Below are 16,395 nucleotides of genomic sequence, written 5' to 3' on the forward strand. Positions count from 1 at the left end.
GGGGGCGGGGGGGCCCCCGGGGGGGGGGGGGGGGGGGCGCCCCGGCGCCGGCCGCCCGGGCGCCCCCCACGCCGGTGGCGATGCTCGCGCCGGTGGGCATCCGGATCGTCTACGGGGCCGAGTTCGCCAGCGCGACGACGACCACCCGCATCCTCGTCCTGGCCGCCATCCCGCAGGCCGTGGACTACCTGCTCATCCACGTGCTGCTCGGCTTCCGGTCCGCCCGTTCGGTGCTGGCGGTACAGGTCCCGGTCGCGTTGGCAACGGTGCTGGGGCTCGCGTTCGCGCTGCGCCTCGGCGAGTTGCCGGCGGTCGCCGCGGTCTCCGGCGCCACCTACACGGCCTCGGCCGCGGCGCTCTACGTCGCCTGCTCCCGACTGCTCACCCGCGCCGGCCGACCTGGCGCACCGCCGTCGGCCGACGCGGCCCGCATCCCCGGCCCGCGCCGGCCGGCCGAGGCCACGCCCGCCCTTCCCGCCCCCGACCAGGAGATCCGTTCCGCGCAGGAGCGCCTCCCCCTCCAGGAGCGACAATGACCACGACGCCTGCCGTTCCCCGGCGCAACCTGCCCGACACCACGACGCGCTATCTCGACCTGCTCCGTTCGACGCTGACGTTCTCCCTGTGGGACGGCGGGGACGGCAGCGTGTGGGAGCCGCGCGGACGAGCCCCCCGGCTCGTGTCCCGCGCCGTCCAGCGCCGCGGCATGGAGATCGTCCGGCGGACCTCGCCGGACGCCCGCGGCGAGGGCCGGGACTGGCCGCGCCTCGCGCACACCATGACCGGCGAGCGGCGGATGCGCAACCTGCAGGAATGTGTCGAGCAGGTGCTGCGGGACGACGTCCCGGGCGACCTGATCGAAACCGGCGTCTGGCGCGGCGGGGCGTGCATCCTCATGCGCGGCGTGCTCGCCGCGCACGGCGACGGCGACCGGACGGTCTGGGTGGCCGACTCGTTCGCGGGCCTGCCGGCACCCGACCCGCGGTACGCGGCCGACACCGGCGACCGCCACCACGAACAGTCCGCCCTCGCCATCTCCGCCGACCAGGTACGGGACAACTTCCGCCGCTACGGCCTGCTCGACGACCAGGTCCGGTTCCTGCCCGGCTGGTTCCGCGACACGCTGCCGACGGCACCGATCGAGGCGCTGTCCGTGCTGCGCCTCGACGGCGACATGTACGAGAGCACCATCGACGCGCTCGAGGCCCTGTACCCGAAGCTGTCCCCCGGCGGTTTCTGCATCGTCGACGACTACGGGGCGGTGCCCGGCTGCCGGGCGGCCGTCGACGACTACCGCGCCGTCCACGGCATCGGCGAACCGGTCGTCGACGTCGACTGGACCGGCGTGTACTGGCGGCGCAACACCACCACGCGGCAGTCATGAGCGGCGCCCCCCGGACCGGCCCGTGGACGGTCCTCATGGTCTGCACCGGCAACCTGTGCCGCTCACCGATGGCCCAGCACCTGGCCGCCGCGCACTTCCCGGCCAACCCGCCCGATCCGGCCAGCCGGCTGCTGATCCACAGTGCCGGGATCGCCGCGCAGCCGGACGACCCGATGCATCCGCACGCGGCGGCACTGCTGCACGCCCGGGGTTTCGACCCGGCGGAGTTCCGGGCCCGGCCGTTGACCGCGGACCTGGTCGAGGCGAGCGACCTGGTACTGACCGCGACCCGGGAGCACCGTTCGGAGGTCGTCGGCCTCGCCCCCCGGGCGCTGCGCCGGACCTTCACCATGCGCGAGTTCAGCCGGCTGACCTCCGGGGTCCGGGGCGGCGACCTGCCGACGGGCCAGCTGCGCCTCGTCGGCGAGGCGCTGGCCGCCGAGGCGTGGCGCGCGCGGGGAGCGGGCCGGATGGTGCCAGCCGCCCTGGACGACCTCAGCGACCCGGTGGGCCAGAGCCGGGACAAGTTCGAGGCCTGCGCAACGATGATCGACGACGCGCTGGCGGGCCCGCTGTCCCTGCTGGCCCGCGCCTGTCAGGCCTGGCGGGCCGTGCCGGCGCCGCGGCGGCCGACCTCGGCACGCGCGGCGCGGCCCGACCTCGAGCGACTCGCCCAGGTCGGGCTGCGCGCCTCGGCCCTGCCCGGCGGCGTGGAACCGGCGCAGGGATGAGGATCCTCGTCGCCGGGCGCTGGTCGAACGGCTACCTGGACGAGACCGTGGTCGGCGGGCTCGTGCGGGTACGGCCGACGGTCTGGATCACGCTGGGCCCGGCGGACGGCCAGTACTTCGTCCGCGCCGGCGGCTCCCGGGCGCTGGCCGCCTACACCCGGGAGTTCGGGGTGCGCGCGGTGACCCGCAAGGCCGCGAGCCGGCTGCGGGAGCGGGATCGCAATCGCCGTTACGTCGGCATCGGCCTGGGCGTGGTCGTCGACGCGGACCCGGCCGCTGTCGGCGGCGACCGTGGTCCTGGCGCCGCGCCGGCGCGGGACGCCGCGTTCGGCACCGGGGCGGCGGTCGCCTTCGTCGCGCCCTGTCATCCCGCCTGCATGGAGCGGGTCGTGCTCGATCCCCGCCTGCTGCGCCCGCTCGCCCGCGGGCACCGCTCCCCACCGGGGCCGCTCGTCTACCGGGCCCGCCCGGCGAGCGCCCCGCCGGCCGTCGACGAGACGCTGATCGGCTGGTCGCCGCTGGCCGGCGCCACCCTGGACCCAGCCGTCGTCGACCGACTCGCCGCCTGGCTCGCCGCGGAGTGGCGGGGGCCGCGGCCGGACGATCGTCTGCTCGGCGGCCACAGCCCGGTCGCCACCCACGACCGTCGGCGGCCGGGCCCGCCGGCCGGCACCAGCCGACCGACCGCCACGCTGTTCGGGCTCGGCCACTACGCCAAGACCCAGATCGTTCCGCACGTCCGGGACCACCTGGACCTGCGCTGCGTGCACGAGATCGACCCGTGCCAGATCGGCGCGCGGCGCACCCACCGGTGGGCCTGGGACACCTCCCCCGTTCCCCGCGACGACGAACCGACGGACGTCGTCCTCATCGCCGGCTACCACCACACCCACGCCCCCCTGGCCGTGGGCGCGCTGCGCCGCGGCGCGGTGGCCGTCGTGGAGAAGCCGGTGGTGACCACCGCGGAGGATCTCGACGAGCTGACGAAGCTCGTCGACACCGGCGGCCGGCTGTTCGCCTGCTTCCAGCGGCGGCACTCCCCGCTGAACGCCTGGCTACGGGCCGACCTCGGACTCGACCGCGGCCGCGAGCCGATGCTCTACAGCGCGGTCGTGTTCGAGGAGCCACTGCCGGCCCGGCACTGGTACCGGTGGCCGGCGTCGCGCACCCGGCTGGTGAGCAACGGCTGCCACTGGATCGACCATTTCCTGTGGCTGAACGACTTCGCGCCGGTGCGCCGGTCCACGGTGACCGCAGCCCGCGGCGGCACCTTCACCGTCTACGTCGAACTCGCGAACGACGCGGTGCTGTCGCTGATGCTGACCAGTGCCGGCGGCAGCCGCTTCGGCCTGCGGGAACACACCGAGCTGCGGGCGAACGGCGTCACCGTGACCATCGTCGACGGCGCCCGCTACACGGCCGAGGCCGGCGCGCGGATCCTGCGCCGACGCCGGGTCAACCGGCTCGACAGCTACCCGGCGATGTACCGGGACATCTGCGCCCGGATCGTCGCCGGCGATCCCGGGCAGGACGCCCGGGAGATCCGCGCCGTGGCGGAACTGACCCTCGACCTGGACACGACCGCGGCCGGTCAGGAAGCGGCCCGGTCGGCCGCCACCCGGTAGCCGGTCGGCCAGCGACCCGCGCCGAGCAGCGGCGACTGCCGGGCGTCCGGGTCGTCCGCGCCGGTGCCCGACGCGACCATCCCCACCGGCATCCCTACCGGCACCGACTCCGCCGGCATCCAGGCCATCGTCGCCGGAAGCGCGTTCGCCGGGGCCGTCATGGCGAGGGTCGGTGCCGGCAGGGCCGCGGGTGCGGCCCATTCCCGCAACCAGCCGACGACCCGGTCGCCGGCCATCGGCCCCGAGACGAAGAAGCCCTGCACCTCGTCGCATTCCCAGCCGGCGAGGGTCTGCCAGGACCGCTGGGTCTCGACGCCTTCGGCGACGATGCGCAGCCGCAGCGCGTGGGCGAGGGAGACCGTGGACCGGACGATCTCGGCGGCCGCCGGGTCGCGGTCGAGGTCACGCAGGAACGTGCGGTCGAGCTTCACCTCGTCCGCGGGCAGTTCCCGAAGGTAGGTCAGCGTGCAGAAGCCCGTGCCGTAGTCGTCGAGGCTGACCCGCACGCCGAAACGCCGCAGCCCGGCGAGGGTCCACCGGGCGGCCTCCCGGGCCTCGAGGTGGGTGTCCTCCGTCAGTTCGATGACCAGCGCCGAGGACGGCAACCGATGCCGGGCGAGGGCCGCGCGCACCACGCCGACGAAGCCGCGATCGATGATCACGGAGGCGGGGACGTTGACCGAGACCGTGAGCGTCGCCCCCCGGGCGCGCCAGCGCGCGCAGTCGGCCAGCGCCAGCTCAAGCACGTGCATGGTGAGTTTCGGCATCAGGCCCGCGCGGTCGATCTCGGGGAGGAAGGCATCGGGCTGGCGCATCCCGTCGACCGGGTGCCGCCACCGGACGAGCGCCTCGACGCCGCTGATCCGCCCGCTGCGCAGGTCGGCCTTGGGCTGGTAGCTCAGCTCGATCTGACCGCGGTCGAGGGCCTGGCGCACCTCGGCGCGCAGCAGCAGGCGCGCCCGGTTGACCGGCGGCGGCGAGGGAGCGTAGACAGCCTGACCGGCGCGGGAGCGCTTGGCGGCGTGCATCGCCTCCTCGGCGTGGCGCAGCAGCTCCGCCGAGGTGCGCCCGTGCTGCGGCGCGTGCGCGATGCCAACGCTGACGTCCGGGCGCACCGGGATGGCCGCGAGCACGACCGGTTCGGCCAGCACCGCGCGCAGGCGCGCGGCCAACGACTCGGCCCGGTCGGCGGCGGCGCCGCGCAGCAGCACGGCGAACGCGTCCCCGTCGACGCGGGCGAGCACGGTGGCGGCGGGCAGCTCGGCGCGCAGGCGCCGCCCGACCGTGACGAGCAACTGGTCGCCCAGCTCGTGGCCCAGGGCCTGGTTGATGTCGCGCATCCGGTCGAGGTCGAGCAGCAGCAAGGCCACCGGCGCCGCCCCGCGCACCCGGTGGCCGCCGCCCGCCAGGCAGCGGCCACCGGTGTCCAGGAAGCGGCGGCGGTCGGCCAGGCCGGTGAGCTCGTCGACCCCGGCGCACCGGTGCCGACGAGGGCCGCGCACCGCACGGGCGACCGGGCCAGCGGACGCGCCGGCGGCCCGCCGCCGGCCGGCGCGGGTGGCGGAGGTGATCGCGGCCGCGGCCAGCACCGCGGTGAGCAGGCCCGTCAGGACGCCACTGACTCCCGGTAAATGCCCCCGCCCGGCGCAGCCGACCAGCGGCGCCGTCCCGACGAGCGCGGTCAGCCCCGCCCATCGGCGCAGCGCCGAGCGGCCGGGCCGCACCGCGGGGTGGCGGCATCGGCCAGGCTCGGGTGCCGCGGGACCGCCGCCGGTCTCGCGATGTGGCGCGGGCGGGCTTTCCGGCACCCGTCCCGCGCTGTCGACGCGCATAACCGAACGACGCACTATCCGATCCCGCCCATTCATCGAATTCCCCCGGAGACGATCCCCCAATGGCCTTACGCCATGCCCGCGGGTCGGCCGGGATGGGCTGTCTCGGCACATCCGGTGCCCAACCTCAGGCACCCGACCGTCTACACCCAGAGCCTCACCACGCACCGATCCCCACACTATGCGAGCGTAACGCCGCCCAGTTCGCAGGGTATCCGATGCCAGACTTTCCGCCGCGCTCGGTGCGGCCCCGACGGATTGGCGAGGTACAGGCATCGGTCGCCGAACCTTTCCAGCGACGAGCAAGAAAGGGAACGTCCGGTCAATTTCGGATATTTTGCCGCACCACCGCCAGAGAGAACAGGGAACCAGGCGGCCGAAACGGCGTTCAAAGAACCATTTAGTTACTGAGAGTAACTTTCCCGCCGGGCAGCACCGACTCCACCGCGGGGAACACCACGAACATCAGCAGCGCCACCAGTGCCAGTACCAGCAGGGCCGCCACCACCGGTCGCAGCCCGCGAGGCCCGGGAAGGTGATAGTAGAGCCAGGCGTACATCGCTCACTCCCCCTTGAGGGCCGCAGGCAGGCCGGCGGACTTCGCCGTGGTATCCACCAGCTCCCCGTACACGATCAGTCGATGGCTTGCGGAGAATTTTGGATGACAGGTTGTCAAGGTGATGAGACTCTTGGTTGGTGTCACCCCGGGCCGTTTCGGCACCGGGTCGGCCACGTCAATCCGATTCGGGGTCACAACCTCGGAGCCGGTGACCCGATAGGTGTAGTAACGGTCTCGAACCTCGACGACGAGCGGATCGCCTGTCTTTAGTTCGTCAATACGATTAAAGGGCTTTCCATACGTGGTCCGATGGCCCGAGACAACGAAGTTTCCGACCTGGCCGGGCATCGCCGTACCGGGCATGTGACCAGGCCCTCGGCGCAGGTCGGCGACAGCCACACCCTCGACGACGACCGGCGCGTAGTCCGACCCGAACCGGGGCACCCGCAGGATCGCCACCCCGTCCCCGAGCTCCACCGGCGGGATGACCGGCCGAGCGCGGTCACCGGCGGGCGCCGGGGCCGGCGGCGGCTTGTGCCATGCCTCCACGAGCTGCTGGTGCAGGTGATCCTGGGTCCGCTCGGCGAACAGGTCGGTCACCCAGAGCTGGTAGGTCAGAAACAGCGCCACCAGGATGCCGGCCGTCATCAGCAGCTCGCCCAGGCCACGCGCGAGCCGCCCGGCCAGCGACCGACCCCGGCGGGGTCCGGCCGCCACCTCCGTAGCCGCCACCTCCGTAGCCGCCACCTCCGTAGCCGCCGCCCCCTCGGCGACCGTCCAGGCCGGCACGGCCACGGTCGGCGGGTCGACGTCGCCGCCGGACGCGACCGGGAGCGCCACACCAGGCGCGCCGGACGCCACCGCCGCATCAGCGGACAGGGGCGGATCGGGCGAGTCGCGGGCGGTTGGCACCGCGGCGGGCACCTCGCCCGGGTGTCGAGCGCCAGCAGGGTCGACACGAGGGCCTTCCGGCGTCCCGCCAGTCGGGTTTCCCTGCTCGTCCCGTGCCGCGGGGACAGACGATGGATCAGCCACGACCACACTATGACATGAGATCGATACTTTAAGTGACAACCCGGTCCGGCATCGCCCCAGCGCGGGCGACGCGCGGCACCAACACCTTCACCTTGCCTCACCCAGTGAGACGATTTTGTTACTCTGAGCACCCAATCGAGCACGGAGGGATTACTTCCGCGCCTCGGTCCACGCCACTGACCGAGTCAGGGGGCCGAATGAAAACCGTGGCCGTCATCGTCCACTGGGGCCCGCCCGCGCCCACCGTCGACGTCGCCGAACGGCTGGAGTCCTGCCCGTCGATCGCCCAGGTGAGCGTGGTCGCGAATGACGGCTCGCCCCGGCCGGCCGAGCTGCCGACGGGCACCGCCTGGCTGCTGCCGCCGCGCAACCTCGGCTTCGGCGGCGGCTTCCAGCTCGCCGCCAGGGACTATCCGGAAGCCGAGTCCTACCTTCTGGTCAACAACGACATCCGCATCGACGAGGCGACCATCCGTATCTGCCTCGACCTGCTCGCGGGTTCGAACATCGGCGTGGTGGCGCCCACCCTGGTCAACGGCGACGGCCTGCAGTCCGGCTCGGCGAAGCTGAGCCCGGTCCTCACCGCGCCCCGCGCGCGGCGTCCACCCCAGGACCGGCCCTGCGAGGCGGACTGGGTCACCGGCGCGGTGATGTTCATCAAGGCCGAGGTACTGCGGCGGGTACCGTTCGACGGCCGGTACTTCCTCGGCTTCGAGGACGTCGACTTCTGCTACCGGGTCAGGGACGCCGGCTGGAGCGTCGTGCTCAGTCCGAGCCGCGCCTGGCACACCGGCAGCACCACGATCCCCCGGCGCGGCAACGCCTACTACATCGTGCGCAACCGGCTCTGGTTCACCCGGATCCGGGGCTGGCGGCTGCGCACCGCGCTGGCGGCCGCGAGCACCGCGGCGGTGGTGCTGCCCCGCACGGTGCTGCTGGACCTGGTGCGCGGGCGCGGTCTCGCGACCTCCGCGCTGGTCCGGCACGGACTGGCCGACGGGCTCGGACGACTGCCACCGCCCGGCGAGCCCCTCGTCGACGAGCCGCGGGCGGCCCAGTGGACCTCGTGGCGGTAGCCCGCCCGCCGGCCCCGCCCCGTGCCGGCCCCGGCTCGCCCCGTCGCGCCGCGGGGCGCCGGCCGACCCGGCACCGCCGGCGCGGCGGTGCCGGTCAGCCCGGCCACGGCCTAACGGTCGCGGGCGGCCGGCACCCGTGCCGACGTCGCCTGCTCACGACGCTCCCCCGGGCCCGGCACGACGGCCGCGCGGACGGCGGGCCCGGCGGGCCCGGCCAGCACCGCGGGCCTGGCCGGCGCGGCCAGGAACAGCGACTGCCACGCGCACAGGTTCGGCAGCCGGTCGAGTGCCCGGCGGTCCGCGGCGCGCACCCAGGCCGACGGCAGGAACTCGCGGCCGCGCCACCACGGCAGGCCGCCGGTGGTCGTCGCGGCGACGATCCGCAGACCGCCGTCGGCCAGCAGCCGCCGTGCCGAGTCGACGGTGTAGAAGCGCAGGTGGGTGGCGTCCATCAGGCCGGTGTCGGTGTATTCGAAGCGGCCGAGGACGAACTGGGCGCGCTGGCGGTAGTGCAGCACGTTGGGCAGCGCCACCAGGATGCGGCCGCCCGGCGCGAGCACCCGGCGGGCCTCGGCCAGCAACGGCACCGGATCGGCCAGGTGCTCCAGGATGTGGGACAGCAGCACCAGCTGGTAGCTGCCGTCCGGGGCGAACGGCAGGCCGTGGGCCAGGTCGGCGAGCTCCACCTGCTCGCACTCCCGCCCGGCGGCCGCCCGCTCCGAGGTGTCGATCGTGACCCCGGTGACGCGCCAGCCCCGTTCCCGCAGCAGCCGCGCGTTGTCGCCCGCGCCGCAGCCGCAGTCGAGCGCCCGGCCCGGCCGGATGTCGATCAGCTCGAGCAGATCGGGATTGCCGCCGTTGCGATACCGAAGATCGATTTCCATGTCCGACTCCCTGCCGCCACCTGGCGTCGCCCTACCCGGCACGGTCACCCGCGCGCTGGCCGCCGGCGGCGAGGTACGTAGCCCCCGACCGCACACACGAGCCCCAACAGACACACAGAGTAACCCCTACGTGACGCAGACTCGTCGACCCGCCCCGGGTCCGCCGTCGGCCCTCATCAGCCTTGAAGGAGGCTTCATGGAACCGGGCAACCCCGCGCCCAGGAACGTTCCCACCACCGGCGGCTCGCCGGCGGGAGACCCTGATCAGCGCACGGCGGCGGGCCCAACGTCGACCGAGAGCGGCCTGTCGCGACTAATCCCGCGGCCCCGCCGCGGCCACCAGCCCGTCCCACCCGCGACCGAGCCGCCCCGACAGACCCTCGAGGTGATCTTCACGGGTCCGAACAGCCTCGGCGCGATCCGCCTGCTGTTCGCGTGGATCGTGCTGCTCCTGCACGGACTCGCCCTCAGCGGCCACCACACCCCGGCACTCGGCCGCCACGAGTACGACGCGGTCGCCCTCGACGGGTTCTTCGCCATCAGCGGTCTGCTGGTCACGCGCAGCGCGACCCGGTTGACGATCCGGCGCTTCCTGCGGCACCGGGCGCTGCGCATCCTGCCCGGCTTCTGGGTCTGCCTGCTCGTGGTCGCCTTCGTCCTCGCGCCGATGGGCTGGTGGCACGTGCACGGCTCGCTGCGCGACTACCCGATCACCGGGGCCCACGGCGCGCTGCGGTACGTCACCGACAACGCGCTGGTCAGGATGCGTTTCTACGACATTGCCGGGACCCCCCAAGGCACCTTCTTCCCGGCGCCGGGCACCGGCATGCCGCTCGCCTGGGACGGCTCGCTGTGGTCCCTGTGGTGGGAGGTTCAGTGCTACGTCGGCATCACGCTGCTCGCCGTGGTCGGTCTGCTGCGCCGCCGGCCGGTCCTCGCCATCGGGGCCATCGCACTGGGCCTGTCGATCATCGAGGCGTTCGGCCCGCCCGGCACCCTGCCGGCCCGGTTCTCCGCGGACATGGCCCGCTTCACGCTGAACTTCCTGGCCGGCACCCTGATGTGCCTGTACGCGGAGCGCATCCCGCTCTCGGGTCGGATCGCCACGATCGCCGGAGCCGTGTTCGTCGGCTCCTTCTACCTCCAGGACCAGCCGCTGATCTCGGCGCTGCCGCTGGCCTACCTGTGCGTGTACCTGGGCGTCCGGCTGCCGCTGCGGCGACTCGGCGCCCGCCACGACCTCTCCTACGGGCTGTACATCTACGGCTTTCCGATCCAGCAGCTCGCCGCCGTGTACGGCCTGCACCACGCGGGCCTCATCGCCTACCTGCCGGTGACCGTCGCGGCGACGGTGGCATGCGCCACGGCGAGCTGGTTCGCCGTGGAGGCGCCGGCGCTTCGCCGCAAGTCGCCTCGCCCGCGCCGGCCCGACGCGGCCGATCGGTCGCGCCGCGGCCTGCACCGGCGGGGCCGGCAACGGGCGGCGCCAGCCGTTCCGGAGCCCGCCCCCGTGGCGAACGCCGCGCGTGCGGCCACCGAAGGTCCCTGACAGGACCCACGCGGAAGCCAATGGTGACGGTGACACACCACCCAAGGCGCGACGGACACCAAGAGAAAGATTAACATCACCCATCGTGCAGCTTCCTCGCCGTCTCCCTCCTCTCGCAGCGGCTCCCGACCAGCCCGCCCGCGTCCTGCTGCTGACCGTCTCCCGCGGGCTCGGCGGCGGCATCGAGCGCTACCTCACCACCGTCGAGGAGACGCTGCGGGCGGGCGGAGCCGAGCTGGCGCGGATCGACATGCTGGCCCCGGGCACCGAGCTCACCGCCGGCGCCCGGGCCCGATTCGCGCTGCGGGCCCTCGACGCCGCCCGCCGTTTCGGCCCGGCGGACAGCGTCGTGACCGGGCACGCCAACCTCATCCCCCTCGCGTCCGCCGCGATGCGGCTGACCCGGGCGAGGTTCGGGCCGGTGCTCTTCTACGGCACGGACATCTGGAGCATGCGGGCAGCCGACCGCGCCATCCTGCGGGCCGACCCCCTGCTGCACCCGATCACCATCAGCTCGTACAGCGCGGGTGCCCTGTCCACCGTGGGACTCGCCCCGATCCTGCCGCCGGGCATCTCACCGGCGTGGCGCACGACGCTGCTCGGCGAGGCCAGCCGGCGCCGGCCGCTGCCGCCGGTGCCGACGATGCTCAGCGTCTTCCGGCTTGCCGACTGGGCCGGCAAGGGCGCCGCCGCGTTGCTGGAAGCGGTCGCGGCCGTGCGCGCCGAACTCGGCCCGGTCCGCCTCGTCCTCGCCGGCCAGGGGCCCGCGCCGGGCGCGCTGCACGAGCTGGTCAGCGCGGCCGAGGACACCGAGCTGGTCGAGTCGCCGACCGACGACGAACTCGCCCGCCTCTACGCCACCGCGGACCTGTTCGTCCTGTGTACCCGAACCCGCACCCGCGGCCCGCAGGCCAGCGGCGAGGGCTACGGCATCGTGCTGCTGGAGGCCCAGCTCGCCGGCTGCGCGGTGGTCGGCCCCGCTTCCGGCGGCAGCCACGACGCCTACCAGGACGGCGTCACCGGCCAGACACCCGTCGACGAGTCGGCCGCGGCCCTCGCCGAGGTGCTGCGCGGGATGCTCGCCGACCGGGCCCGGCTGGCCCGCACCGGGCGGCGAGCCGCCGAGTGGGCCGAGGCCGCGACCCGCCCGGACGACTACATCCGGCTCGTGTGCACCGCCCTGACCGGCCGACCGCCCACCGCCGACCGCACCGAACTCCCCGCCCCCAGGCCCGGGCCCCCCGCCCCCCGCAGTCGCCCCCGCGCCGCCGCCGCCCCCTCGCCGACCCCGTGACCACCGACCCCGTGACCACCGACCCCGTGACCCCCGGTCCCATGGCGAACCGGCCCATGGCGAACAGTTCCCAGGCGAACGAGGGCAGCGTGCTCGTCGACTGCGCCGGAGCACGTGTCGGCGGCGCCAAACGCCTGCTGGACGAATTCGATCTCTACCTGCGGGACCGGAAGCACCCGCGACCGCGGGTGATCGGCCGCGACCGGCCGCTGACCGCGTCCTGGCTGCTGCGCCGGGAGTTCGCCGACGACCGCCGGCGCGAGCGGACGCTGGCCCTGGCGTTGAACAACGTCTCGTTCGTGACCGTCGGCCGGGAGCGCAGCGTCCTGCTGCACGGCGCCCAGCAGTTCCTCGGCTGGGACGAGGTCCGCGAGCTCGGTCGGCGGATCAGCCCCGCCGTGCACGCGCAGGTGCCGGTCGTGTGGGCGGCGATGCGCCGGGCCGACCGCGTGTTCGTGCCGTCGACGAGCATGGCCGAGCGGGTGTGCCGCGTCGCCCCGGCCCTGCGCGACCGGGTGGTCGTGGCGTTCAACCCGGTGACCCCACCGGACCCGGCGGTGCGGCGGGCCCGCGCCGACGAACGCCGGGAGCGGGGCAGCCGCCCGGCGGCGGTCGACATCCTCTGCCCGTTGATCATCCTGCCGCAGAAACTGGTGACCCGACGGCTGCGGGCGGGGCTCGCCGCGCTGGACATCCTCGCCGCCGCGCCGCACCGCATCGACGCCACCCTGACCGTCACCGGAAGCACAGCGCAGATCGAGGATCCGGCGGTGGCGCACCATCCCCGCCTGCGGCTCGTCGGCGGCGGGCACCCCCCGTCCGCCGTCACCGAGCTGATGGCCCGCTGCGACGCGATCTACTTCCCGTCCGTGCTGGAGTCCTTCGGCTATCCGCTGGCCGAGGGCCGGATGATGGGCGTGCCCGTGGTCGCGCTGGACAGCCCGCACAACCGCGAGATCGCCGGGCCGGCGCTGGTCGGCTACCAGCGGGAAAACGGTCCGGAGATCGCCGCCGCGCTGTACGGCGCACTGACTGTCGATCTCAAGGCGGACCAGAGCGGCCTGTTCGCCCGCGGTCCCTACTTCGATCTCCTGCTCGGCGCCGACGCCGGCCGCTGAGCGGCAGGGCCCGGGGCGACGGCGCGAAACTCAGCGCGTGCCCTCGGCGTCCGCCGCCAGCGTGGTCGGTTGCAGACCGGCGTGATCATACGCGGACTGGCTGTGGGCGGCCTGGCCCGCGGCGAAGCTGTCGACCGGTTGCGGCTGGGTGGGCGCGCCCACGGCAAGTCCGCGCGAGGGCGTCGGCGCCGCCGCCACGTCGAGACGGCGACCCACGAGCAGGTGCTGGCCGACCACATCGTCGTCGACGTCGACCATCGCGGACAACGGCACCAGGTCGAGTTCGCCGAAGCCGGCGTCGGTGGCGAGCCGGCGGACCTGTGCGGTGCTGCGGCCGAAGCAGTTCAGCGCGAAGCGCATCTTCGCCCGTCCGGCGAGGCCGCGCTCGGCGCGCCACTGCGCCTCCGTCCGCCAACCCGGGTCGTCGACGACCACGTGGACGAGCAGCCGCCCACCCGGCCGCAGCGCGGCGTGCCAGTCGCGCAGCGCCCGTGCGAACACCCCGTCGGTGAGGTGCTGCACGACGGCGATGGAGTAGACGACGTCGACGTCATGCCCGGTACGGAGAAACTCCTCGACGGTGAGGTATTCCAGGTTCTGCGCCGGGTTCAGCACCCGGGCGCAGGCCAGCACTCCCCGGGAGACATCGACGGCGGTCACCGCGTGGACGCGGGGCGCCACGGCAGCGGCCAGGTAGCCGGGGCCGCAGCCCACGTCGAGGACATCGTCGTCCGTGCGCAGGTAACGCCCAAGAAGGTCCTGGGCGAGCGTCTGCCGGGACCGGCGGTTGCGCTCGGCCGCCGCGTCGCGGTCGTGCTCACCCGGCTGGAAGTAGTGCGGACTCCAGGCGAGCAGGCGCAGCGCCATCTGGGGACGGCGCCGGGCCGGGGTCGCGGCCAGGACCGCCGGCACCCAGCGGGCACCGAGAAAGTTCTGCGCGCCGGCCGCGGCCATCGCGAACCCCGCCAGGGATCGGAACCGACGCTCGACGGTGGATCCCCTGCCAGCCATGCCCGCATCCTCTCGGCCGCAGGCGACACCGAACGTGTCGCCGCGCGCGGGACCAACGACCTTCGATCGACCACAGAGATCGAAGGCGAGGAGGCCCAGCGCTAACCAAGAGTATTAATGCGAACACCTAGGGTCAACGACCGGGTGGTCGCGCCGGCCGTTCTACTCCAGGTAGTCGCGAAGCTTCTGCGAGCGGGAAGGGTGGCGCAGCTTCGAGAGGGTCTTCGACTCGATCTGCCGGATCCGCTCCCGGGTCACGCCGAACTCACGCCCGACCTCCTCCAACGTCCGCGGGTGACCGTCGGTCAGGCCGAAGCGGAGCTGGATGACCTTCTTCTCCCGGTCGGAGAGGGTGTGCAGCACCGAGTCGAGCTGCTCCTGCAGAAGGATGAAGCTCGCCGCGTCGACGGGGACGACGGCGTCGCAGTCCTCGATGAAGTCGCCGAGGTGCGAGTCCTCCTCCTCGCCGATGGGAGTTTCCAGCGAGACCGGCTCCTGGGAGACCTTCAGGATCTCCCGGACCTTGTCCGGCGTCAGATCCATCTCCTTGGCGATCTCCTCCGGGCTCGGCTCGCGGCCGAGGTCCTGGAGGAGCTGCCGCTGGATGCGGATCAGCTTGTTGATCGTCTCGACCATGTGCACGGGGATGCGGATCGTGCGCGCCTGATCGGCGATGGCGCGGGTGATCGCCTGCCGGATCCACCACGTGGCGTAGGTCGAGAACTTGTAGCCCTTGGTGTAGTCGAACTTCTCGACCGCGCGGATCAGACCGAGGTTGCCCTCCTGGATGAGGTCCAGGAACAGCATGCCGCGGCCGACGTAGCGCTTCGCGATCGAGACGACCAGGCGCAGGTTGGCCTCGACCAGCTTGCGCTTCGCGATCTGACCGTCACGCTCGATCGCTTCGAGATCCCGCCGCATCTGCGGGGAGGTCTTCTTCGTCGCCACCGCGAGCTTCTCGGAGGCGAACAGACCGGCCTCGATCCGCTTGGCGAGGTCGACCTCCTCCTCCGCGGTGAGCAGCGGGACCTTACCGATCTCCTTGAGGTACATCCGTACCGGGTCGGAGGTCGGCGCCTTGAGCGCAAGCTCCTCCTCCTCGCGGCGGCGCCGGGCGAGGAGATCTGCCTCGTCGGGGCTTTCACCCCCCGCCTCCAGCACCTCGATGCCCTCGTCATTGAGCACCTGCAGGACCGTCTCGGCCTGCTCCGGGGGCAGCTCCGCCGCCTGAATGGCGACCGAGACGTCCTCGGTGGTGAGGAAACCGATCTCCTTGCCCCTGGTGATGAGGTCCTTGACCTCGTCCACCTGGGCTTCGCGGGGTAGGACGGTAGGACTCATGGGCGGAATCTCGTCACTTCCTTCTCGGGATCGACCCTGGTTACGCGGCACCTACGCCCCGCTCCCGGAGTTGACGCTTGTGCTGTTCCAAAGCGATCAGCTCACCGTAGGCACGGTTGAAGGCCTCGGCGTCGACCACCGGGTTGAGCCGCTGCACCCGCGACTTCAGGTCGGTGATCCGACGTGTCACATGCAACTCCTGTATGCGTGACATCTGCTCGTCGACATAACGATCATCAACATCGCGATCGCACAACACCCTTTCCACGGCCAGGGCAGTGACGAAACGGCGCAGCTCCTCCTCCGTCGCCGCCGCCGACACCTCGGCCACCCAGGCGGCCAGGCCGCCGACCCTCGCCAGACCCCCGCTGGCACCGCCGAGACGCGCGATCAGCTCGCGGACCGTGCGGTGCGCGGGAACAGTGAACATCTCCGGGGCCAGCGTGTCGAACATCGGACCAGCAAGTCCCGGAAACTGAACGGCGAGCTTGAGTGCCTCCCGCTCGACCACCGCGACCGGGTCGACGGTACCGGCACGGCGCGGACCGAACGCGGAGGCGACGGCGGCGGTGCCCGCGCCCGCGCGGGACCGGTACTCCGCGACCCGGCCCGCAACGAACTTCTCGTCGAGAAAACCGAGCCAACGATCCAGGTTCACCGCGTAGCCGTGTCGAAGACCGGCGTCCTTGATCCGGCTGACCAGCGGGGCGGCGGCGTCCAGCGCCGCGAGCCGACCCTCGTTGGTGTCGAGGTCGTAGCGGCCGAGCACGCCGCGCAGGGCGAACTCCACCAGCGGCACGCGGCGGGCGACAAGATCACGCACGGCCGTGTCGCCGCCGCGCATCCACAGTTCACACGGGTCGAGGCCGGAGGGCTCGACCGCGACGAACGTCTGCGTGGCGAAGCGCTCCTCGTGCTCGAAGGCGCGCATGGCCGCCTTCTGCCCGGCGGCGTCA

General features: G+C 73.2%; 14 protein-coding genes and 1 pseudogene. 8 read left to right on the top strand and 7 right to left on the bottom strand.

Annotated elements, in window-relative coordinates:
- The 4 genes and pseudogenes from MXD60_RS18565 to MXD60_RS18580 form a co-directional block, all read left to right on the top strand.
- Nucleotides 1–536, top strand: a pseudogene (locus MXD60_RS18565) (lipopolysaccharide biosynthesis protein); the annotation flags it as partial.
- Complete coding sequence (locus MXD60_RS18570; RefSeq protein WP_248820582.1) at nt 533–1,384, top strand: TylF/MycF family methyltransferase; 852 nt, start codon at nt 533–535, stop codon at nt 1,382–1,384. The pseudogene MXD60_RS18565 and the gene MXD60_RS18570, both read left to right, overlap by 4 nt.
- Complete coding sequence (locus tag MXD60_RS18575) at nt 1,381–2,115, top strand: arsenate reductase/protein-tyrosine-phosphatase family protein (RefSeq protein WP_248820583.1); 735 nt, start codon at nt 1,381–1,383, stop codon at nt 2,113–2,115. The genes MXD60_RS18570 and MXD60_RS18575 overlap by 4 nt, the downstream gene beginning before the upstream one ends.
- Complete coding sequence (locus MXD60_RS18580) at nt 2,112–3,740, top strand: Gfo/Idh/MocA family protein (protein WP_248820584.1); 1,629 nt, start codon at nt 2,112–2,114, stop codon at nt 3,738–3,740. The genes MXD60_RS18575 and MXD60_RS18580 overlap by 4 nt, the downstream gene beginning before the upstream one ends.
- Here the strand turns inward: MXD60_RS18580 and MXD60_RS18585 are convergent.
- The 3 genes from MXD60_RS18585 to MXD60_RS18595 all read right to left on the bottom strand — a co-directional run bounded on the left by MXD60_RS18585 (nt 3,707) and on the right by MXD60_RS18595 (nt 7,043).
- On the bottom strand, nt 3,707–5,587 hold the full coding sequence (locus MXD60_RS18585) for a bifunctional diguanylate cyclase/phosphodiesterase (protein ID WP_248820585.1): 1,881 nt from the start codon (nt 5,585–5,587) through the stop codon (nt 3,707–3,709). The genes MXD60_RS18580 and MXD60_RS18585 overlap by 34 nt on opposite strands.
- A 385-nt stretch (nt 5,588–5,972) precedes the next feature.
- The gene (locus tag MXD60_RS18590; protein WP_248820586.1) at nt 5,973–6,131 is read right to left on the bottom strand and encodes a hypothetical protein; all 159 of its coding nucleotides are present in this window, start codon (nt 6,129–6,131) and stop codon (nt 5,973–5,975) included.
- Between the two features lie 3 nt (nt 6,132–6,134).
- Complete coding sequence (locus MXD60_RS18595; RefSeq protein WP_248820587.1) at nt 6,135–7,043, bottom strand: class E sortase; 909 nt, start codon at nt 7,041–7,043, stop codon at nt 6,135–6,137.
- Nucleotides 7,044–7,363: 320 nt separating this feature from the next.
- Between MXD60_RS18595 and MXD60_RS18600 the strand changes: the two genes are divergently transcribed.
- Nucleotides 7,364–8,242 (top strand): glycosyltransferase family protein, encoded by an 879-nt coding sequence (locus MXD60_RS18600; protein WP_248820588.1) that lies wholly within the window; start codon nt 7,364–7,366, stop codon nt 8,240–8,242.
- Between the two features lie 110 nt (nt 8,243–8,352).
- Here MXD60_RS18600 and MXD60_RS18605 read toward each other — a convergent pair whose 3' ends face one another.
- Nucleotides 8,353–9,126 (bottom strand): class I SAM-dependent methyltransferase, encoded by a 774-nt coding sequence (locus MXD60_RS18605; protein ID WP_248820589.1) that lies wholly within the window; start codon nt 9,124–9,126, stop codon nt 8,353–8,355.
- A gap of 196 nt (nt 9,127–9,322) precedes the next feature.
- Between MXD60_RS18605 and MXD60_RS18610 the strand changes: the two genes are divergently transcribed.
- From MXD60_RS18610 to MXD60_RS18620, 3 genes are all read left to right on the top strand, one after another.
- Nucleotides 9,323–10,675: an acyltransferase family protein gene (locus MXD60_RS18610; protein ID WP_248820590.1), complete on the top strand. Its 1,353-nt coding sequence runs from the start codon at nt 9,323–9,325 to the stop codon at nt 10,673–10,675.
- Between the two features lie 85 nt (nt 10,676–10,760).
- Nucleotides 10,761–11,969 (top strand): glycosyltransferase family 4 protein, encoded by a 1,209-nt coding sequence (locus MXD60_RS18615; protein ID WP_248820591.1) that lies wholly within the window; start codon nt 10,761–10,763, stop codon nt 11,967–11,969.
- A gap of 56 nt (nt 11,970–12,025) precedes the next feature.
- Nucleotides 12,026–13,087 carry a glycosyltransferase gene (locus MXD60_RS18620; RefSeq protein ID WP_248820592.1) on the top strand — a complete coding sequence of 354 codons (1,062 nt, stop codon included), beginning with the start codon at nt 12,026–12,028 and terminating at the stop codon, nt 13,085–13,087.
- A gap of 30 nt (nt 13,088–13,117) precedes the next feature.
- On the opposite strand, the gene MXD60_RS18625 is transcribed toward MXD60_RS18620, so the two are convergent.
- The 3 genes from MXD60_RS18625 to dnaG form a co-directional block, all read right to left on the bottom strand.
- Entirely contained in the window at nt 13,118–14,098 is a 981-nt protein-coding gene (locus MXD60_RS18625) for a class I SAM-dependent methyltransferase (RefSeq protein WP_248820593.1), read from the bottom strand.
- A 162-nt stretch (nt 14,099–14,260) separates the two neighbouring features.
- Nucleotides 14,261–15,439, bottom strand: coding sequence for an RNA polymerase sigma factor (locus MXD60_RS18630; RefSeq protein WP_248820594.1), 1,179 nt, complete (start codon nt 15,437–15,439; stop codon nt 14,261–14,263).
- 40 nt (nt 15,440–15,479) lie between these two features.
- The coding region (gene dnaG / locus MXD60_RS18635) for a DNA primase (protein WP_518468227.1) at nt 15,480–16,395 on the bottom strand (916 nt) is incomplete at its 5' end.

The sequence above is a fragment of the Frankia sp. AgB32 genome (assembly GCF_023243045.1).
Classification (GTDB): domain Bacteria; phylum Actinomycetota; class Actinomycetes; order Frankiales; family Frankiaceae; genus Frankia.